The 17,707-nt window shown below is 37.5% G+C and carries 19 protein-coding genes; 12 read left to right on the forward strand and 7 right to left on the reverse strand.

All coding sequences use genetic code 11. From position 1 onward, the window contains the following. Positions 1–82 precede the first annotated feature (82 nt). The gene (locus tag CXF89_RS15165) at positions 83–502 is read right to left on the reverse strand and encodes a VOC family protein (RefSeq protein ID WP_010554617.1); all 420 of its coding nucleotides are present in this window, start codon (positions 500–502) and stop codon (positions 83–85) included. A gap of 273 nt (positions 503–775) precedes the next feature. On the opposite strand from CXF89_RS15165, the gene CXF89_RS15170 reads away from it, so the two are divergent. Together CXF89_RS15170 and CXF89_RS15175 are read left to right on the forward strand one after the other, a co-directional pair. Beyond that, the gene (locus CXF89_RS15170) at positions 776–1,081 is read left to right on the forward strand and encodes a hypothetical protein (protein WP_007587218.1); all 306 of its coding nucleotides are present in this window, start codon (positions 776–778) and stop codon (positions 1,079–1,081) included. Beyond that, positions 1,078–1,458, forward strand: a complete 381-nt coding sequence (locus tag CXF89_RS15175) for a hypothetical protein (RefSeq protein WP_121955071.1) — start codon at positions 1,078–1,080, stop codon at positions 1,456–1,458. The genes CXF89_RS15170 and CXF89_RS15175 overlap by 4 nt, the downstream gene beginning before the upstream one ends. Before the next feature lies 1 nt (position 1,459). On the opposite strand, the gene CXF89_RS15180 is transcribed toward CXF89_RS15175, so the two are convergent. Both CXF89_RS15180 and CXF89_RS15185 read right to left on the reverse strand, forming a co-directional pair. Next, positions 1,460–2,281, reverse strand: a complete 822-nt coding sequence (locus tag CXF89_RS15180) for a sterol desaturase family protein (protein WP_121955072.1) — start codon at positions 2,279–2,281, stop codon at positions 1,460–1,462. Beyond that, entirely contained in the window at positions 2,278–2,724 is a 447-nt protein-coding gene (locus tag CXF89_RS15185; protein ID WP_121955073.1) for an SRPBCC family protein, read from the reverse strand. The genes CXF89_RS15180 and CXF89_RS15185 overlap by 4 nt, the downstream gene beginning before the upstream one ends. A gap of 97 nt (positions 2,725–2,821) precedes the next feature. Here CXF89_RS15185 and CXF89_RS15190 point away from each other — a divergent pair, with 97 nt between their 5' ends. The 3 genes from CXF89_RS15190 (at position 2,822) to CXF89_RS15200 (ending at position 6,157) form a co-directional block, all read left to right on the forward strand. Next, complete coding sequence (locus CXF89_RS15190; protein ID WP_010554622.1) at positions 2,822–3,835, forward strand: AraC family transcriptional regulator; 1,014 nt, start codon at positions 2,822–2,824, stop codon at positions 3,833–3,835. 92 nt (positions 3,836–3,927) lie between these two features. After that, a complete protein-coding gene (locus CXF89_RS15195) occupies positions 3,928–4,701 on the forward strand; it encodes a substrate-binding periplasmic protein (protein ID WP_007587234.1) in 774 nt (257 codons plus the stop codon). Between the two features lie 358 nt (positions 4,702–5,059). Next, positions 5,060–6,157 (forward strand): polysaccharide lyase family 7 protein, encoded by a 1,098-nt coding sequence (locus CXF89_RS15200; RefSeq protein ID WP_121955074.1) that lies wholly within the window; start codon positions 5,060–5,062, stop codon positions 6,155–6,157. Here CXF89_RS15200 and CXF89_RS15205 read toward each other — a convergent pair whose 3' ends face one another. Further along, entirely contained in the window at positions 6,158–6,559 is a 402-nt protein-coding gene (locus tag CXF89_RS15205) for a nucleotide triphosphate diphosphatase NUDT15 (RefSeq protein ID WP_024589726.1), read from the reverse strand. Between the two features lie 186 nt (positions 6,560–6,745). Here CXF89_RS15205 and CXF89_RS15210 point away from each other — a divergent pair, with 186 nt between their 5' ends. The 4 genes from CXF89_RS15210 (at position 6,746) to CXF89_RS15225 (ending at position 11,239) form a co-directional block, all read left to right on the forward strand. Further along, on the forward strand, positions 6,746–8,629 hold the full coding sequence (locus tag CXF89_RS15210; RefSeq protein WP_121955075.1) for a propionyl-CoA synthetase: 1,884 nt from the start codon (positions 6,746–6,748) through the stop codon (positions 8,627–8,629). A gap of 135 nt (positions 8,630–8,764) precedes the next feature. Then, positions 8,765–9,847, forward strand: a complete 1,083-nt coding sequence (locus tag CXF89_RS15215; RefSeq protein WP_121955076.1) for a methyl-accepting chemotaxis protein — start codon at positions 8,765–8,767, stop codon at positions 9,845–9,847. A 119-nt stretch (positions 9,848–9,966) separates the two neighbouring features. Next, positions 9,967–10,824 (forward strand): MBL fold metallo-hydrolase, encoded by an 858-nt coding sequence (locus tag CXF89_RS15220; protein WP_121955077.1) that lies wholly within the window; start codon positions 9,967–9,969, stop codon positions 10,822–10,824. Between the two features lie 181 nt (positions 10,825–11,005). Next, complete coding sequence (locus CXF89_RS15225; protein ID WP_121955078.1) at positions 11,006–11,239, forward strand: hypothetical protein; 234 nt, start codon at positions 11,006–11,008, stop codon at positions 11,237–11,239. Positions 11,240–11,780: 541 nt separating this feature from the next. On the opposite strand, the gene CXF89_RS15235 is transcribed toward CXF89_RS15225, so the two are convergent. From CXF89_RS15235 to CXF89_RS15245, 3 genes are all read right to left on the reverse strand, one after another. Then, positions 11,781–12,566 carry a GGDEF domain-containing protein gene (locus tag CXF89_RS15235; RefSeq protein ID WP_180961414.1) on the reverse strand — a complete coding sequence of 262 codons (786 nt, stop codon included), beginning with the start codon at positions 12,564–12,566 and terminating at the stop codon, positions 11,781–11,783. Between the two features lie 213 nt (positions 12,567–12,779). Then, the gene (locus CXF89_RS15240) at positions 12,780–13,613 is read right to left on the reverse strand and encodes a tetratricopeptide repeat protein (protein WP_121955080.1); all 834 of its coding nucleotides are present in this window, start codon (positions 13,611–13,613) and stop codon (positions 12,780–12,782) included. A 156-nt stretch (positions 13,614–13,769) separates the two neighbouring features. Continuing rightward, the gene (locus CXF89_RS15245; RefSeq protein ID WP_219621671.1) at positions 13,770–14,687 is read right to left on the reverse strand and encodes a LysR family transcriptional regulator; all 918 of its coding nucleotides are present in this window, start codon (positions 14,685–14,687) and stop codon (positions 13,770–13,772) included. 80 nt (positions 14,688–14,767) lie between these two features. On the opposite strand from CXF89_RS15245, the gene CXF89_RS15250 reads away from it, so the two are divergent. The 3 genes from CXF89_RS15250 to CXF89_RS15260 all read left to right on the forward strand — a co-directional run bounded on the left by CXF89_RS15250 (position 14,768) and on the right by CXF89_RS15260 (position 17,705). Then, positions 14,768–15,907 carry an alkene reductase gene (locus tag CXF89_RS15250; protein WP_121955081.1) on the forward strand — a complete coding sequence of 380 codons (1,140 nt, stop codon included), beginning with the start codon at positions 14,768–14,770 and terminating at the stop codon, positions 15,905–15,907. 396 nt (positions 15,908–16,303) lie between these two features. After that, positions 16,304–16,561 (forward strand): hypothetical protein, encoded by a 258-nt coding sequence (locus tag CXF89_RS15255; RefSeq protein WP_010554878.1) that lies wholly within the window; start codon positions 16,304–16,306, stop codon positions 16,559–16,561. A 379-nt stretch (positions 16,562–16,940) separates the two neighbouring features. After that, the gene (locus tag CXF89_RS15260; RefSeq protein ID WP_121955082.1) at positions 16,941–17,705 is read left to right on the forward strand and encodes a DUF6515 family protein; all 765 of its coding nucleotides are present in this window, start codon (positions 16,941–16,943) and stop codon (positions 17,703–17,705) included. Positions 17,706–17,707 lie beyond the last annotated feature (2 nt).

The following is a 17,707-nucleotide window of genomic DNA, read 5'->3' on the forward strand; positions in this document are numbered from 1 at the left end:
CTAATTTATCAAAACACTGATTAATAGTTATAAAAAAACCACTTATTAAAGTGGTTTTTTAGCTTAACTTAAACAACAGCATTTATACTTTTTTAAATAAAACCTCTGGATTTACCATGGTTTTCATTTCAAGCACATTGCCATTTGGATCTTCAATAAAAAACGTTTCTTGCTCAAACTCATCACCAATAAAACGGCGATATGGTTTATCTAGGTATTCAATACCCGCATCTTCAATACGTGTTTTTAACCCGTTAAATTCATCTTCAGATAAGTGAATCCCAAAGTGAGGTACTGCCACAGCTCCCATATCTACATCATGGCGAACTGTTGGTAAGCGCTCAACACTCTGGTGCAAGGTAAGTTCATTACCCCAAAAATCTATATCTACCCAGCGACCTTCTTCACTGTTACCCGTTTTACAGCCTAGTACGTCACAATAAAACGCTTTAGCCACTTTTAAATCGCCAGCCGGAATAGCCAGATGTAAACAGTTAGACATAAATAACCCTTGGTTAACACTTTAATACATTAAATTATCGCCATTATACATAACTTGTGATTTATAGAACATTAACAGCGGCACTATTAAGCATATTTAATACCTAAAAGCCGTTTAAAAAACACGCTTTTAACGTTTGTAATTACTTATAACATTTATTTGTTAGAGAGTATTAGAAAGCGCAAAAGGATTAGTTTAAAATGCGCCGCTATGATTAAATTCTTATTTTTAAAATTCATCACTTTCTTTTTAGGCTTTGTAGCTTGCTTTGCTATGCACACTACTTTTGCATTACCTTTAGTGATTTCTGCTGCGCTAACGGGGCTTATTGGCTCGTTTATTCCTTTTCCTGCACATTATAAAAACCATCCGTATGCTGCAATTTATGCTGGTAGCTTTGCAGGCATGTGTTCAACTCATTTAATTACCAGTTACTGGGAAATTGCTATTATTTCGCTTATTGGCTCAAGTTTATATGTGCTCACTATGAACATGTTTACAGGTTTTGGTGGCAAGCTTGGTAGTGTTGCCTTTGCAAGTGTGGCACTTTTTGTATTAGCCAAAGGAATTGTATTATGAGTATTGAATATCCATTACTTGTACTGCTTGGGGCTTTTTTAACATTTTATTTAGCTAAGCATAGTCGCTTTGACGGGGTTAGAGCGTCGTCTTCACTTTCTATTATTGCTTATTTAATTTTTAGCGCTTTAAATTTGAACCCCGATTTATACGCAATTGTATTTTTTGGCGGTACATTTATAGGTATGAGCGCCCCACATCGATTTGGTATTTATACTGTAGCAAGCTCATCTATTTTGTTTTCAATCTTATTTGAGCATCTTGTACCAAAACTTGACGGCTATGGCGGTGCATTGGGTATTAGTGCATTTTTATCTGTATGTATTTGCCATACTTGTATTTTATTAGGTGCCCCAAGAAGTAAAAAACCACAATAACTTACTTACGTTTAATGCTACTTGTAGGGTAGCCAAATAGCACTCTACATTTAGCTTTTATTCCCGATGCCTTATAAACACTTTTCAATAAGTGCTCCCACTGATGAAACGTAATAACGACTGGGTTATTGCTATTAAGCTGCCCTATAATGCCGTATTTACAAGGCTTTGATTTATCTTCTTCTACAAAGGTGCCAAATAACTTATCCCAAATAATAAGTACACCTGCAAAGTTTTTATCAAGGTAACCTGTATTTATTGCGTGATGAACTCGGTGATACGAAGGCGTATTAAATACTTTTTCAAACCAGCCTAACTTACCCACTATTTGAGTATGTACAAAAAATTGATACGCCAAATTTAATGCAACCACGCTAAATACTGTTAGCGGTTCAAATCCAATTAAAATCATAGGTAGCCAAAACATCCACATACCGGCTACGGGGTACATTAAGCTTTGCCTAAATGCGGTGGTGAAATTCATTTTAGTTGAGCTATGGTGCACCACATGTGCAGCCCACAACCAATGAATATGATGCGATGCTTTATGAAACCAATAATACAAAAAATCTTGCAGTAAAAATGCAAATGCAATACTTAATACACTCACTTCAATATCAAACAATCTATAGTCATATAACCAATTAAATAAAGGCATTAACAGCAGTAACGCAATAGCATCTGCGCCTTGGTGTAATAGCGCTAACACTGTATTTGCTAGGCTATCTTTTATGTCGTAATAGCGCTTAAACTTAATAAACTCACAGCAAATAAATATCAAAAATATAGGGCTAAGAGCGAGCAAAATAATTTCTGAGTTCATACTTTACCCGCCAAAAAATAATTATTTAAATTGTTTAACGCTTGGGTTATATCTTTTGTAATAACATATTTAAGTAATGCATTTGGCATCCACCACGGAGCTGAGCAGCTTATGCAATAGTTAAGTTCGGTAACTAAAGTATTGATGTCTTTATTTGCACTGAGGTATATATCGCCTCGATGATTAGCTACTGGTTTATCGCCTACTATTTGGTAACTGATCTGATTTTGATCGGCACTGATTATTTGCTCTGAAAAAGTTATTTTACCTATTTTCACTTGCCTAACAGATCCTTTTCCGCCTTCTATTTGCCCTTCGTCTTGTGCTTGTAGCAGCGTAAATTTGGCATTAAAAAATCGATGCAACTGTTGATGATCCAATAGTGTGCTTATTATTTGCTTTGGCTGTGCATTAAGCGTTTGTTTAATTGTTATAAGTATCATTTTTACAGCAAGAGGTTATTAGGCATTCAACTAGCATATAAAAATTTAACGTGGCAAACTTGCTAATACACGACTATTTTTTAGCTTTAGATGACAAATGCACACATTGGCTGATCATTACTTTTCAAGTATTCTTGATTACTTACAAGCGCAAGGCATTAGTACTAAAACGGCTTTGCACGCTATTAGCTTTGACGAATTTAGTAATCAGCGTACCCATCAATTAGCGCCGCGTATTAGTTTAAATAGTTACAATGCCTTATTAGTTTATGGCAAAAAAACACTTAACGATCCTCTTTTTGGTTTTACCCTAGGTCAGCAAATTCGCACTGCTGACTACGGCGTTTTAGGTTACTTAATTGAATCAAGCGATAACTTAAGCAGTGCCATTAAAGCATTGTTAAGCTACGACAGCTTGGTGGCTGATATTGGTAAAGCCAAGTTTGAACTAAATACTGATACAGCAACTATTCGTTGGATTGCTCACCAAAGTTGTAATGAGCATGTTGTTTTACGAAACATGACCGCGTGGGTAAGTGTAATTCGCCAGTTAATAAATTTAACGCTTTCGCCAAGTAGTATTAGTTTCACTTATAATTGGTTGCCATCGCAAAGGCGCGCCCTTGAATCATGGTTTAAATGCCCTGTAAAAAGCAGTGCTGAATATAATCAAATTAGCTTTCCGAGCGATTATTTGACGCTGCCCTTTAAAACCGATAACGCCATTATTAATTCTACTTTTAAGCAATTGTCAGAGCAGCAACTCTCTAACTTTAAAAGCCAGCAGTGTATTGACGATAAAGTTAATCAGTTACTTACAGCTAAAACTACCTTGCAAAACTGCAACCTAATAGGCATAGCTGATGCGCTTAATTTAACACCCCGAACGCTACAACGACGCTTAAAACAACAAAACTTAACCTTTGCTCAGCTACTTGAAAAAGAACGAAAAAAACGTGCAGATACATTAATAGCCAGCATGCCACTTGCTGATTTATCTAATATTTTAGGATTTAAAGATCAAAGCTCTTTTAATCGAGCTTTTTTACGCTGGCATAAATGCTCGCCATTACAATTTATAAAATACAAAACAGCAAGCACAGCCAAGTAAATGCAAATTATTTACGTTATATAAACATAATATATATATGTTTTAGTTAATACTCTCTACACTAGGTGTATTATTGCTTTAAAAGATTTTTTATGTTTTTGCGTGTTTTATTAAGTGCTTTTGTATTTATTTTATATAGCCCCCTGTGTAACGCCGATTCGGTTACTTTTATAGCTGAAGACCTTCCTCCTTATCACTTTAAAAATCAGCAAGGTGAAGTAAGCGGCGCTTTAGTCGACATTGCCAAAGCAGTTGTGAAGCAAACAAACTTAACCGCTAATTTTGAAATAATGCCTATGGCCCGCGTTTTTAAAGAGCATAAAACAAATACCAACGCCATAATGTTGTCTTTGTTAAAAACCCCAGAGCGGATTAATAAATATACATGGTTAGGCGAAGTGTATTTTGCAGATGCTTATTTAATTAGCTTAAAAAGCCATGTAGATGAAGTTGTTCACTTAAATTTTGCTAAAGAGTATAAAGTAGCAACCATTCGTGGCTACCTGAGCGAAGCCTACTTAAAACAAAAAGGCTTTACCGAAAATAACAATTTAATACTGGTCAGTTACTATAATCAACTTTGGCAAATGCTTTATAAAAACCGGATCGACTTTGTAGTAACTAATACACTTACACTTAATAACGAGCTAAAAAGCCTAGGACTCGATCCTAGTCTAATAACAAAACGAATTCATTTAAGCGATCTACCCTCCTCACTTAATTTTGCAGCAAGTAATCAACTTAATCCTAAAACAGCTAAAGCACTCTCTGACGCATTAAGTAACATTAAAGAAAATGGTGAATACCATGCCATTTTAAACAAGTGGCAACTTTTATTACCAAACACGACTAACATGCAGCACTAACCATAGTTAAAGCCCGACATTAGTTATTGGCAGTGGTTATTTAGTTATTTGCTAAACGCGGCAAAGCAAACTACAAAATTAAAAATCTCCTCCCCCCCAAAAAATAGACTACACATTAGCGCCAAAATCTACGTTAAACATCACTAAATGAAGAGCCAAGCACATAAAAAATACATACCGCAAACACTTCCATAAAAGCCGTTAAAAAACACCTAAACCAAATTGGTATAACAAAAAATCATTTGAAAAATATTTAATTTTACTAATTGGTAAGTTTTAATTGTTAAATTGGTATGCTAGATTGAGATTAAGCGATGCCTGTACCGCACAATTTTTACTTCATCACACAGAGACAATAATGATAAAAAATACATCCACATTTAAACTTACGGCTTTAGCCGTTATCACCCCTTTACTTTTTACCGCTTGTTCAAGTACCCAAAGCACTAATCAGCAAAGCGATGCGCCGGTACCTGCAACAAAGTTTGATTTATCACACTGGAAAATAAATGTACCAGTAGATTTAAACAACGACGGTAAAATTGATGAAATAGATGTAGAAGAAATTCAGACTTACGCACACCCTGATTTTTTCTATCTTGATGGTAAAGGCTACATGGTATTTACCTCCCCTAATAAAGCGCTTACAAGTGCTAACTCTACTAATACCCGTAGTGAACTTAGACAAATGATCCGTGGATCAAATACTAAAATTAAAACTAAACACTCTAAAAACAACTTTGCTTTGGCTGTTCACCCGCTATCTGACCGATTTGGCTCCGTTGGTGGAAAAATGGAAGCAACGTTAAAAGTAGATCACGTTGCGCTACGTGCGACTGATCCTGATAAAAAAGCAGCTTACTCGGTTGTTGTAGGGCAAATTCACGCAGGTAAAGATCAAGCACTTATTGATACCAAGCTTGGTTATGGCTGGGGCAATGAGCCACTTAAAATATATTACAAAAAATGGCCAGGACATAAAACAGGCTCAGTTTTTTGGAACTACGAACGTAACTTAGCTAAAACGAATCCTGACCGTACAGACATTACTTACCCTGTTTGGGGTAATACATGGGAAAACCCTAACGAGCCAGGCGGTGCCGGTATTGCACTAGGTGAAGAATTTAGCTACACGGTAAATGTGTATAAAAATGTTATGCACCTTACATTTAGCGCACAAGGCAAAGAAGACGTTAACTACTCTATTAACTTAGGTAATAACGTAGATGCTTATGGCAAAGTGGACGAAAAAGATCATCCACATGGCTACGCAGCAGATTGGCATTACTTTAAAGCAGGCGCTTATAACCAATGTAGTACTAAAAGCGCGAAAGGTATTTGGTACCCAGGTTGTTTAGGTACTGGCGATTGGTCTACAGATAAACAAAATGGCGATTACGCTCAAGTAAGCTTTAGTAAACTAGAGTTAAGCCCAGCGACACCGCCAACAAAATAACTAGGCTAGTACAGCCTCAGATAAGTAATTTTTTAGTGATGTAAACAGTGGCGTTGGTAGATTATTAATATCGCACCAGCGCCACTTTAAACATTTATTAGGCTCTTTAAGCTCAGGCTCTCCGCCTTCAAAGTCAGCTTTTACATACAGCGTAATATAGTGCTTGTTCTCTGCTGTAAAAATATCATTGGTAAAATCAAGCTTAGTAATTTTACTTACCTTTAAACCAGTTTCTTCAAACACTTCTCGTATTGCACATTGCTCAACACTTTCACCAAACTCTAAATGTCCACCAGGTGTTGCCCATGTATTAGCACCATGCGCGCCAATGCGCTCACCTAGTAAAATTGTGTTTTGATGCTTTATGATAACCGCCACACCAACTCTTACTACGTTACTCATATCGTATTTTCTCTTATTTTTACTGCCCGCCATGCTGAACCACACGCTTTGTATTGTCAATTTTGTATTTTTAAAACCAGTGTGTTGATTAACTTTTAACCGACCAAGGTCGAATAGCTTGCTTGCTAAAAAAAGCCTACATTTTGTAAGGTCTCTCACACACAAATTTAGTTTTAGGAGCCTTACATGTCAGGCGAATATCAACAGCAATATAATGCCTTTAAGCAAAACCCAGCCCAATTTTGGCTCGAACAAAGTAAAAATATTCCGTGGTATAAAACCCCCTCAAAAGCATACACACAAGACGACGACGGGCTTTATCATTGGTTTAGTGACGGGCAATTAAACACCAGTTTTTTAGCACTAGACCAACACGTTATTGCCGGATTTGGCGAGCAAACAGCACTTATTTACGACTCCCCAGTCACTAATACAAAGCAAACTTATAGCTACTCACAACTACAACAAGAAGTTGCTAAATTTGCAGGCGTAATACAATCGTTAGGTGTTACAAAAGGCGACCGCGTTGTTATTTATATGCCAATGATCCCACAGGCGGTTATTGGTATGTTGGCGTGCGCTCGCCTTGGTGCTATTCATTCGGTGGTATTTGGTGGGTTTGCTGCACACGAATTAGCAGTACGCATTGATGATGCCAAGCCCAAACTTATACTTAGCGCCTCATGCGGTGTTGAAGTAAACAGCATTATTGAATACAAACCACTTATTGATAACGCAATAGACTTAGCTACGCACAAAGTAGAACACTGCGTTATTTATCAGCGTCCACAAGTCAGGGCCACTCTTAAGCCTAAACGAGACATAGATTGGACTCAGGCAATGCAAACGGCTGCAAGCGCAGATCCGGTGCCTGTAAATGGTAGTGATCCGCTTTATATTTTATATACCTCAGGCACGACAGGCACACCCAAAGGCGTAGTGCGCGAAAATGGTGGTCACGCAGTGGCAATGCAATACAGCATGGAAACCGTTTATGGTATGAAGCCCGGCGACGTATTTTGGGCAGCGTCTGACATTGGCTGGGTAGTTGGGCACTCTTATATAGTTTACGCGCCGCTAATGTATCGCTGCGCTACAGTATTATATGAAGGTAAACCCGTTAAAACGCCCGATGCCAGTGCATTTTGGCGCGTAGTTGAAGAATATAAAGTAAATGCATTATTTAGTGCCCCCACCGCATTTAGAGCAATTAAAAAAGAAGACCCAAATGCCGATGGTTTTAATCAATACGATACCTCTAGCTTAAAACGTTTGTTTTTAGCTGGCGAGCGATTAGACCCTCCCACTTACGAGTGGCTTAAAGAAAAAACTAAACTGCCAGTGCTCGATCATTGGTGGCAAACAGAAACCGGCTGGGCTATTGCTTGTAACCCTGTAGGGCTTGAGTACTTAGCAACAAAACCTGGCAGCTCTACCGTGCCTACTCCAGGTTTTGACGTGCGAATATTAGATATGGATGGCAATGAATGCGCAGCTAACGAGCAAGGCGCCGTGGTAATTAAACTGCCACTTCCACCGGGTTGCCTACCAACAATTTGGCAAGATACCCCGCGCTTTAAAGCAGGCTATTTAACGCAGTACCCTGGCTATTATCTTTCAGGCGACGGCGGCTACCTAGATGAAGATGGGTACTTATTTATAATGGGACGCACCGATGATGTAATTAACGTAGCAGGCCATAGACTTTCTACCGGTGAAATGGAAGAAATAGTAGCCGCACACCCTGCTGTTGCTGAGTGCGCCGTGTTTGGGATAACCGACACACTAAAAGGCCAACTACCAATGGCAATGATCGTGCTTAAAAATGACTTTATGGGCTCAAGTACCGATGTAGAGCAAGAACTTATACAAACCGTAAGAAACCAAATAGGCGCTATAGCGTGCCTTAAAACCATTATTAGCGTAGAGCGATTACCCAAAACACGCTCAGGTAAAATACTGCGTAAAAATTTACGCCAACTAATTGATGGCGACAAACTGCAAATTCCTTCAACCATAGACGATGCAGGTATTTTTGAAGAAATAAACCAACAAATTTCACTGCGTTGATCCAACAAGTTCTCGTAAAGCCATTTTAAAAAATGGCTTTTTTTTGTATAAAAATAAGATAATTACAAATATTTAAAGTAAAGTATTAATAGCAACTATAATAAAAATATACCCATAACATTTTAGGAACTATGAATGTTTGTTTTAAGTAAAAAGTATCTATCGGCTAAAAATGATAACGAAGAACTTGCAAAAAAAATTGCAGAATTAACTGCTCATAACGAACTCTTAGCACAAGAAAACAAACACTTAGAACAACAATTAAGCTTTACTCAAACCGAAAATGATGAACAATTTACCGAAAATTTACTTTCAAGTTCTATAGATTGCATAAGCCAAATTGAAGGTGTCCGCCAAACTGTGCTTGAGTCTTACTCAACCATTGAGCAAGAAAGCCAAGTTAGCTATAAAATAAATGACCTTTTAAATAACTCAAACGAATCATTAATACATATAGCCAGCGAGATGGAACTTATGACCCATAAAATGGGTAGCATGAGTGAAAATATATCTGGCCTTTCAAGCCTTGCAGGTAGTATAAACACCTTTGTATCGACCATTTCAAAAATATCTGATCAAACAAATTTATTAGCATTAAATGCAGCCATTGAGGCAGCTCGAGCAGGCGAAGCTGGTAGAGGCTTTAGCGTGGTAGCTGATGAAGTACGAGTACTGGCAACTAACACCAATAAATCAGCTCAAGAGGTTGCAGATCTTGTTAAAGAAATAATAGAAAAAACAGATGTAACCGTTAATTCAGCCGACGATATACAAAAAAACAATGCACAGCTTTCAAGTAATTTTGAATCACTAAATAGCGATTACGCATCCATTATTAGTTTTTGCACAAACATGAAGAACACTATATCGCAGGCTTCTATTCGCTCATTTATTCAAACCGTTAAGTTAGATCATATTGTATGGAAAGGTGAGGTTTATGCGGTTGCTAATGGCAAAAGCAATAAATCGGTAGACGATTTCACCAATCACACTATGTGCCGCTTAGGTAAGTGGTATAAGTCTGATGACTCTAATGAATACAAATCGTTAAATGCATTCAAACAAATAGATAAACCGCATAGCGAAGTACATAAAAACGGCGTACAAGCGCTACAACTAATTAAGCAAGGCAAAAAAGTAGAAGCAGTTAAACATATACACTTAATGGAATCAGCCAGTGAGCAAGTAATACATTTACTCGATCAGCTAGTTCGTTAAAACCATTAACGGGTTAAGTTAGTCTTAACCCGCAATCTTTCCTATAAAAAATTGAAATTTTTTACTTATTGGCACTTTCTTACTTAACTAACCTATAAAAACGTTAAACAGGAATGTGCATGTCTCGCTTATTACAAACACTAATCGCTACCAGCCTATTACTTATTGGTTTTATGGCTCAAAGTTACGAAATTGAAGACTTAGGCGATGGCCTCCACCGCTTTATAGATGACAGACATCGCTCAGTATTTTTAATCACTCCTGAGGGTGCAGTTGTTACCGACCCGCTTAATAAAAAAGCAGCCACCTGGTTAAACAATCAAATTAAAACTCGCTTTAACGTACCGGTAAAATACGTAATTTATAGCCATAATCACAGCGATCATATTTACGGCGCCGAGGTATTTAAAAGCCCGCACACCACGTTTGTAGCACATAAACTTACCGCGCAAGATATTAAAAACACACAAATGAACACGGTCATGCCCACTCTTACCTTTGATGATGAGCTGACTCTTAATTTAGGTGGTTCATCGGTAAAGCTAAATTACCATGGTCCAAACGATGGGCGGGGTTCGGTTAGTATATTATTCGAAAAGCAAAAAACGTTGTTTGTAGTTGATTGGATTGTTATTGGCAGAATGCCGTGGCAAAAACTCTGGAGTTACGATATTCAGGGCATGATTAACTCAACCCAAGCGGTACTCAAATACGACTTTAATACTTTTGTAGGTGGACATGCCGATATTGGCAGCAAGGCTGATGTAGCGCGTTACTTAAGTTATATAGAGCTTTTATATAGCCAAGTAACAGCAGGCATTTTAGCAGGCAATACGCTTGACGAAATTAAACAAAATGTAAAGTTAGACCAATTTAGTGAATTTAAACAGTTTGGTGCATGGTTACCACTTAACATAGAAGGCGTGTACGAGCGTTTAATGGAAGAGTCTGGTATGGGTTGGCGCAGCGATTTATAGGTTTTTTAGGCCTTACTTTTTTGTGCAAATCTAATATTCAAATACAAAGGCATTAGCTTTAAATGCGCTATTGCCTTAGTGAACATTAGCAACATTTACACTCCACTTACGTTTATTGACAGCACTATACAAAAAAAGATTTATCTTAAAGCTTATACAAAGCCAAAGAGGATAAATACCTATGAACTTATCTTTAAAAATTATTAGCGTAGCAGCAATAGCATTTACCATGAGTGGCTGCACTGTATATCAACATAGTCCCAGTGCGCATAAACCACATAAAAAAGCAGTTAAAGTAGTTACGCCTGTTTTAGTAACTGAGCACAACTCTCCAAGCATTGTGATCGTAAAAGCCAAGCCCACAAAACAAGCCTGCACTAAACATGATGATCATTGGCATTGCAGGGCTCGCTAACAGATACTTTGCTAAGTAAATCACTAAGTTTTTATATTCTCAGCGTTAAATTAAATATTTTTGAATGTAAAAAAACCGCGCTAAAGCTTTTTTAAAAGTGCCTTAGCGCGGTTTTTATATTTCAAATCTAAGTATTAAAAAAGCTCGTTAACTAAAATCGACCAGCACTTCATGATGCCCTAGCATGTCGCTTACTTGATATACTCATCGTGCCATTTTATTATTTTTTTGCTTAACTCCAGCCCTAAACCGCAGCCAATATTGGCAGGCCTGTTTGTGTTATGAGTCGCGTGTTGCATATCAGCTTGTGCGCTGTATTTACTTATAGAGATCTCGCTGTGCAATATGCCATTATCTTGATAGCTTGGCTGGCTGCTACATGCAGCAAGTGTGCAAGTAAAAAACCGGTTGAGTGCTTTTTAAAATAAACCATTTAATTATGCCTAATTCGTACCATTACATTAAGTGAATTAGCTTGCTATATTTTTCAATAATAAATAAAAATTACTAGCCGTTTAATAACTCAATAATTATTGAGTTATTAAACCATTACTTTATTACGGCCTGCATTTTTAGCTGCGTATAATTTTTCATCAGCTCGTCGAGATGCATCTTTTGGGGCTTCGCCCGCTTTAACTTCTACTACACCAATACTTACTGTTGATTTTATATGGAGTGAGGTATGAGTAACATTCTCAATATTTTCGCGTATACGCTGGGCAACTTCATGCGCAAAACTAAGTGCTGTATTAGGTAAAACAACTAAAAATTCTTCTCCGCCGACCCTACCTGCGCAATCTGTTTGACGAATGTTTTTTTCTATAAATTTAACAGTAGAGATAATAACTTCATCGCCAATATCATGTCCGTATGTATCGTTTACTTGTTTAAAGTGGTCTATATCAATAACAATTAATGAACACGCGCTTCCTAAAAACTCGCTTTTTTTAATCGCGTTGTATTTAAATGCAAATATTGCTCTACGATTAGCGATGTCTGTTAATTCGTCTTTTAATGCAAGTGTTTTGAATCGCTGTTTATGCTGAGTTTGTTTATAAGTTATGTAAGCTAAAATCAATATTAACCCAATAGAAAATAGCAACGATGCGATTTGCCAAAATGCTTTTTCATTAGCTAAATTTAATAACTGCTCTTTTACCTCTGACGATTCTTTTAGCCTTGTTATTTCTCGTTTTTGCTGTTCCCAATCAAATGCTAAACGTTGAGAAAGTAATGTATTATCTGCAATTTCTTGCACTTTTTTATCTGCGATTTTTAATAACTCTCTTTGAGCTAAGGCTTCTTGCTGATAATTACTTTTTTGCACTGCTAATTCACGCTTAAATTCTAAAAAACGAGTTAAAGAGTCAACTGACCATACTTGAGAACTATTTTGTTCAAAATCTAAATAAAGAAGTTCTGCTTCATCTAGGCGGCCCTTTTTAATTAACCACTCAGCTGTTGTTATTGATTGAATAAATTTAATCCACTCACTATTTAGCGTTAAATCCCTAGCTTGATTTAAGTATTGTTTAGCCTCTTACAGCTCATTTAATTGAATATTTATTTGTGCGATTTTAAAGAGTAGGTAAGCACTCCCTTCATCGTCTTCATACTTAATAACGGCTGGGAGTATACTGTTGTACAGCATTACCGCTTTTTGGTAATTACCTTGGGCTTCATAAGCTTGGGCTAGGATATCTGTGGCTATGTACCACTCTTGCTCATTGTAATTTGTCAGCTCATTAATCGCTCTTTGTAATTGTTCTTCAGCCAGCAAAAAATTGTGAAGATCGGCATGAATAAGCCCTATCTCTTTAAGTATGAGCGCTTTGTCGTAAGAAAAGCCGCCTTGTTCAAAGGAATTATAAGCTTGCTGAAATGCTAAAAAAGCTTGCTGATACGAGCCTTGCGAACGAAAAATCCTTCCTAAAATTAAGTTAGCTGTCGCATGTTGGTAATAAAGTTCTGGATTTTTAGAGGTGTCACTAATAACATTTTTGGTCATTGAAGTGGCCGCACTTACTTTTCCTTGTTGGTATAAATTGAATGCCTGGCATGTTTGTAAATCGAGTTTTAATTTAGGGGAGTTAGCTTTTTTGATTGCTTGATTAGCATCTGTCAGTAAATCATTTAATGCTATATGATTCTTGTCATTTTGGGGGTCATAAAACCAACACTTTACAGTTTTAACTCGAGCAGTATCGAGCACAGAAGGATAAGGTAGGTTGCGCTCTAACTTATCCATAAGCCCACGACTTTGATTACTCGTTAAATGACCACTTAGTATTTTTTCAACATCTTCTTTTACTACGTTAGCCAAAGTGCCGAAACAAAATAGACAGCAAAAAACACCAAAAAATAACTTAAACATTTAGCTTTATAATTCCTTTACCGCACTTAAAACACAATTGAAGGACACTGCAATTAGCTGACGACAATCTTTAATAACCATCGTTAATTATGGTAACAGTATTTGCTTTAATACTTACATTAATACTTACATTAATACTTGCATTAAAGTTTACTGTTATAAATTTTGCAGCTGCTCTATCAACCATTTATGGATTGGGCTGTTATTGGTACGCGGATGCCATGCAGCTATTACTTTAAATGTGGGAGGCAGAGCTTCTATTTTTAGCTGTTTAACTTTGCTGTTTGGTAATAATCTTGATGGGTAAAACGCCAACATATCGGTTGTATGCAAAATGTCGGGCACCGCTGAAAAACTCGGTACCGACATTACAATATTACGTTTTAGCCCTTGGCTTTCAAACCACTGATCGTGCGATCCGCGCAAATTAGCGCGCGATGGCGATACCACTAGCTGTGGATGCTTTGCAAATTGCGCCAAGCTCAAAGGTTCAGTGTAAGTAGTATTACCTATACCGGTAATACACAAATGCTGCTCTTCAAACAAAGTGATATAAGAAAGGTTGTCGGTTATAAATTCTGGAAAGCTTATCAGCAAATCAAGCTCGCCTGCTGTTATAAGTTGATTAACGTTGTCAGACGCAAAGTCGCGCACAATCAGCTTTAAACCTGGCGCTTCGCGGCGGGTAATATTAAATAATTGCGGCAATAAAGCCTGCGTGGCGTAGTCGGTTGCGCTTATGGTAAACACACCTTTATAAGTTTGCGGACTAAACAGCTCGGGCTCTAGTAACGATTCTAATTGCTTTAAAATATGATTAACAGGCGCCTTGAGTCCTTGCGCTTTAGGAGTAGCAACCATGCTATTACCTTGGCGAATAAACAAGCGATCGTCAAATAAGTCTCGTAGTTTTCGTAGTTGCTCACTAATAGCTTGTTGCGTTAACCCCATTTTTTTGGCTACTTGCGAAAGATTTTGCAGTTCTAATAAGCTACTGAGTACTCTTAACTGTTTTATATCGAGCCGACTAATACCATTCATAATTGTATGCTGCACAAAAAAGTGTTGTTTCAAATTGTATCCTTAAATCTTTATGCTGCCAATGTTGCTTAACCACTATTTAAGCCTTTGTTTGCTTTATAAGAGAATTTAAAATGAAATCAGAATTAGTTAATACCGCCCCTTTATTCTCATCAATTGAGCTTGGCCCTTTTACACTTAAAAACCGTATTGTGATGCCACCTCTTACTCGCTCTCGCAGCACTCAGCCTGGCAATATTCCTAATGAATTAATGGCTGAGTATTATGCGCAGCGGGCATCGGCTGGCTTTATGGTTACCGAAGGCACACAAATAGAACCTCGTGGACAAGGCTACGCTTGGACCCCAGGTATTCACTCACAAGCACAAATTGAAGGCTGGAAAAAAGTAACACATGCAGTACATGCTAAAGGCGGTGTTATTTTTGCTCAGCTTTGGCATGTAGGGCGCGTATCGCACGCCACACTACAACCAAATTCAGGTAAACCGGTTGGCCCTTCAGATATTATTGCTGACAATGTAAAAGTATTTATTGAAACCGCACCTGGTGAAGGCGCATTGGCTGACCCAAGTGAGCCTCGTGCACTAACAACAACTGAAGTTGGCGAACTGGTAAACATGTATGCGCAAGCTGCACGTAATGCTCTAGAAGCAGGCTTTGATGGCGTAGAGCTTCATTGTGCTAACGGGTATTTAGTTAATCAGTTTATTTCTGAACATACTAATAACCGTGACGATCAATACGGTGGAACGCTTAGTAATCGCCTGCGCTTTTTAAAAGAGATAGTTGAAGCGGTAAGTGACGTTGTAGGCTCTGATCGTTTAGGTGTTCGCTTTGCTCCTTTATTTGAAAGCACAGATGAAACACGAGTGTATCTAGGACTTGTTGAATCAAACCCTCATCATACTTATGTACAAGCCGTTAAAGTGCTTGAGCAAGCAGGTATTGCTTACTTATCAATAGCGGAAGCTGATTGGGAAAATGCTCCTGATTTACCACAAGAATTTTATAAAGCAGTACGAGCTGAATTTTCAGGTCGCATTATTTATGCTGGTAAATACACAGTAGAAAAAGCGGTGCGTATTTTAGGTGAAGGTTACGGTGACTTATTTGCATTTGGTCGCCCATTTATAGCTAACCCTGATTTACCAGAGCGTATAGCGAATAATTGGACGTTTAACGAGGCCGATGCAGCCACTATGTATGGCGGTACTGAAGTAGGTTATAGCGATTATCCTTTTTATCAAAAGTAGCCAACCTAAACTCTAAACGATATATGGGATAAGGATTGGTATTGGTATAGAACCGATACGGTTTTATACCAGGTAGCTTAATTAAGCTACCTGTTTTGAGGTAAGAAAACGGTGTTGATAACACTGCTGAATTTGTTATTAGTTGTTCTCGACAATTGCTCTTTCATTGCCCTACCTTCTGCATTTATGCAGCCATATATCAGTCATTTTTTAATAGAGTGAGCGTTAGATTGAATCTCTCAAATTGATTAAGTATTACTGCGGATTGGTATTAGCGTCAAGAATAGTAAAGATAAGTAAAAGGGTGTAAAGCCTCCCTACAGTTGCCCTGCATGCAGTTGGCATTCAGTTTCAAACGTCAATACTAGCCATGTTAACCACAAACGAGGCAATATTATGAAACTTACATTTATACTACCTGCACTATTAGTTATTGGCACTTTATCTAGTTCTGCATTTGCAGCACCACATGATAGATATACAAAGCAAGAATATAAAAAGGTTCAGCTAAAACGAGAACTGAAAAAAATTAACCAGACTAAGGTAATCAAGTATGTTCCAGTTAAAGTTGTTAAAAGAAACGTTAATAACACAGCATTTGTTAAAGTTAATGTCATAACGTATCACCCTAGCCTTAAATTTATTAAAAGATAAATGCGCACTTTAAAATATAAAGTCATGTTTGCGGCAATAAACAATGCGCCGCAAACTTAGCTTTTTACACCATTTAAACTCTATTATTGGTATTTTTCCATCTAAAAATTCACGGAAATAACGTTTTCTAAGCACAACAAAAAAGTCCAAATACATAATTTAATAGCAATATTATTAAAATATCTCTCGTAATAACCCCCCTTAAAAAGAACAGAATTACCCTTAAAAATCGTCAAAAACTAGATATTATGTCAAGAACCGTCAGTAAAATGTAAAAAGCTGTAAGCATAGCTCCGTTTGCTGTTGTATGTCAGTTAACATTCAGTTTGAACCGCTAGTATTGAACCCAGTTATGTAAAAACATAAACGAGGCAATACTATGAAACTTACTTTTTTACTACCTGCACTGCTCGCCATTGGCGCAGTATCAGGCTCTGCGCTTGGAGCACAAAACGAGCGAGAGAGTGATAAAAGCTTTAAACGTGACCATGACAAACGTGTTGAATATAAACGCGATGAGCGCCGCCATGAAAAAAAGCAGCGTATTGAGCATAAAAAAGAAAAACGAGAAGACCGTAAGCAAGAAAAACGTAAACTTGCTAAGTACAAGCAGGAAAAGCGTGAACAATACCGCTACAACCAGCGCAAATATAACTACTTAACAAACCATAATAATTCAGTCGCTTACAGACAAAATCGATTTATAAACCATTTACCACGCAATAGCGCATCGATTAGATTTAATGGTATTTCGTTTACGTTTAACGACGGCCTTTACTACCGTAAAGCTAAAAGAGGCTACCATGTAGTTACGCCACCTAGAGGCCTGCGTATAAATACGCTACCAAGAAATTACAGGCATTTTAAGCATCACAATACCACCTACTACACATATCAAAACGTGTATTACGTCGCAAATAATGACGGTTATACAGTGGTTGATGAGCCACCAACCCGTCTTAATCAGGCAATAAAAGTGGGGAATGTGAATGATTATAGCTTGGGCCAAACTTACGATTCATTGCCTCAAGCAGCGCAGGCCGTAATAATTAACTCGCAGCAGTATTTTAAATACGGCGATATTTATTTTTTACCGCAAATAAGTGGTGACGACATAAAATACCTTGCTATAAAGCTAGGTTAAAT

Origin of the sequence: Pseudoalteromonas sp. MelDa3 (assembly GCF_002863625.1) — a bacterium.
In the GTDB taxonomy this organism is placed as follows: Bacteria; Pseudomonadota; Gammaproteobacteria; order Enterobacterales; family Alteromonadaceae; genus Pseudoalteromonas; species Pseudoalteromonas arctica.

Excerpts from the sequence above, each read along its gene's own strand:
- CXF89_RS15165 (WP_010554617.1), bottom strand. The coding sequence starts at position 502 with ATGTCTAACTGTTTACATCTGGCTATTCCGGCTGGCGATTTAAAAGTG.
- CXF89_RS15170 (WP_007587218.1), top strand. The coding sequence starts at position 776 with ATGCACACTACTTTTGCATTACCTTTAGTGATTTCTGCTGCGCTAACG.
- CXF89_RS15175 (WP_121955071.1), top strand. The coding sequence starts at position 1,078 with ATGAGTATTGAATATCCATTACTTGTACTGCTTGGGGCTTTTTTAACA.
- CXF89_RS15180 (WP_121955072.1), bottom strand. The coding sequence starts at position 2,281 with ATGAACTCAGAAATTATTTTGCTCGCTCTTAGCCCTATATTTTTGATA.
- CXF89_RS15185 (WP_121955073.1), bottom strand. The coding sequence starts at position 2,724 with ATGATACTTATAACAATTAAACAAACGCTTAATGCACAGCCAAAGCAA.
- CXF89_RS15190 (WP_010554622.1), top strand. The coding sequence starts at position 2,822 with ATGCACACATTGGCTGATCATTACTTTTCAAGTATTCTTGATTACTTA.
- CXF89_RS15195 (WP_007587234.1), top strand. The coding sequence starts at position 3,928 with ATGTTTTTGCGTGTTTTATTAAGTGCTTTTGTATTTATTTTATATAGC.
- CXF89_RS15200 (WP_121955074.1), top strand. The coding sequence starts at position 5,060 with ATGATAAAAAATACATCCACATTTAAACTTACGGCTTTAGCCGTTATC.
- CXF89_RS15205 (WP_024589726.1), bottom strand. The coding sequence starts at position 6,559 with ATGAGTAACGTAGTAAGAGTTGGTGTGGCGGTTATCATAAAGCATCAA.
- CXF89_RS15210 (WP_121955075.1), top strand. The coding sequence starts at position 6,746 with ATGTCAGGCGAATATCAACAGCAATATAATGCCTTTAAGCAAAACCCA.
- CXF89_RS15215 (WP_121955076.1), top strand. The coding sequence starts at position 8,765 with ATGTTTGTTTTAAGTAAAAAGTATCTATCGGCTAAAAATGATAACGAA.
- CXF89_RS15220 (WP_121955077.1), top strand. The coding sequence starts at position 9,967 with ATGTCTCGCTTATTACAAACACTAATCGCTACCAGCCTATTACTTATT.
- CXF89_RS15225 (WP_121955078.1), top strand. The coding sequence starts at position 11,006 with ATGAACTTATCTTTAAAAATTATTAGCGTAGCAGCAATAGCATTTACC.
- CXF89_RS15240 (WP_121955080.1), bottom strand. The coding sequence starts at position 13,613 with ATGTTTAAGTTATTTTTTGGTGTTTTTTGCTGTCTATTTTGTTTCGGC.
- CXF89_RS15250 (WP_121955081.1), top strand. The coding sequence starts at position 14,768 with ATGAAATCAGAATTAGTTAATACCGCCCCTTTATTCTCATCAATTGAG.
- CXF89_RS15255 (WP_010554878.1), top strand. The coding sequence starts at position 16,304 with ATGAAACTTACATTTATACTACCTGCACTATTAGTTATTGGCACTTTA.
- CXF89_RS15260 (WP_121955082.1), top strand. The coding sequence starts at position 16,941 with ATGAAACTTACTTTTTTACTACCTGCACTGCTCGCCATTGGCGCAGTA.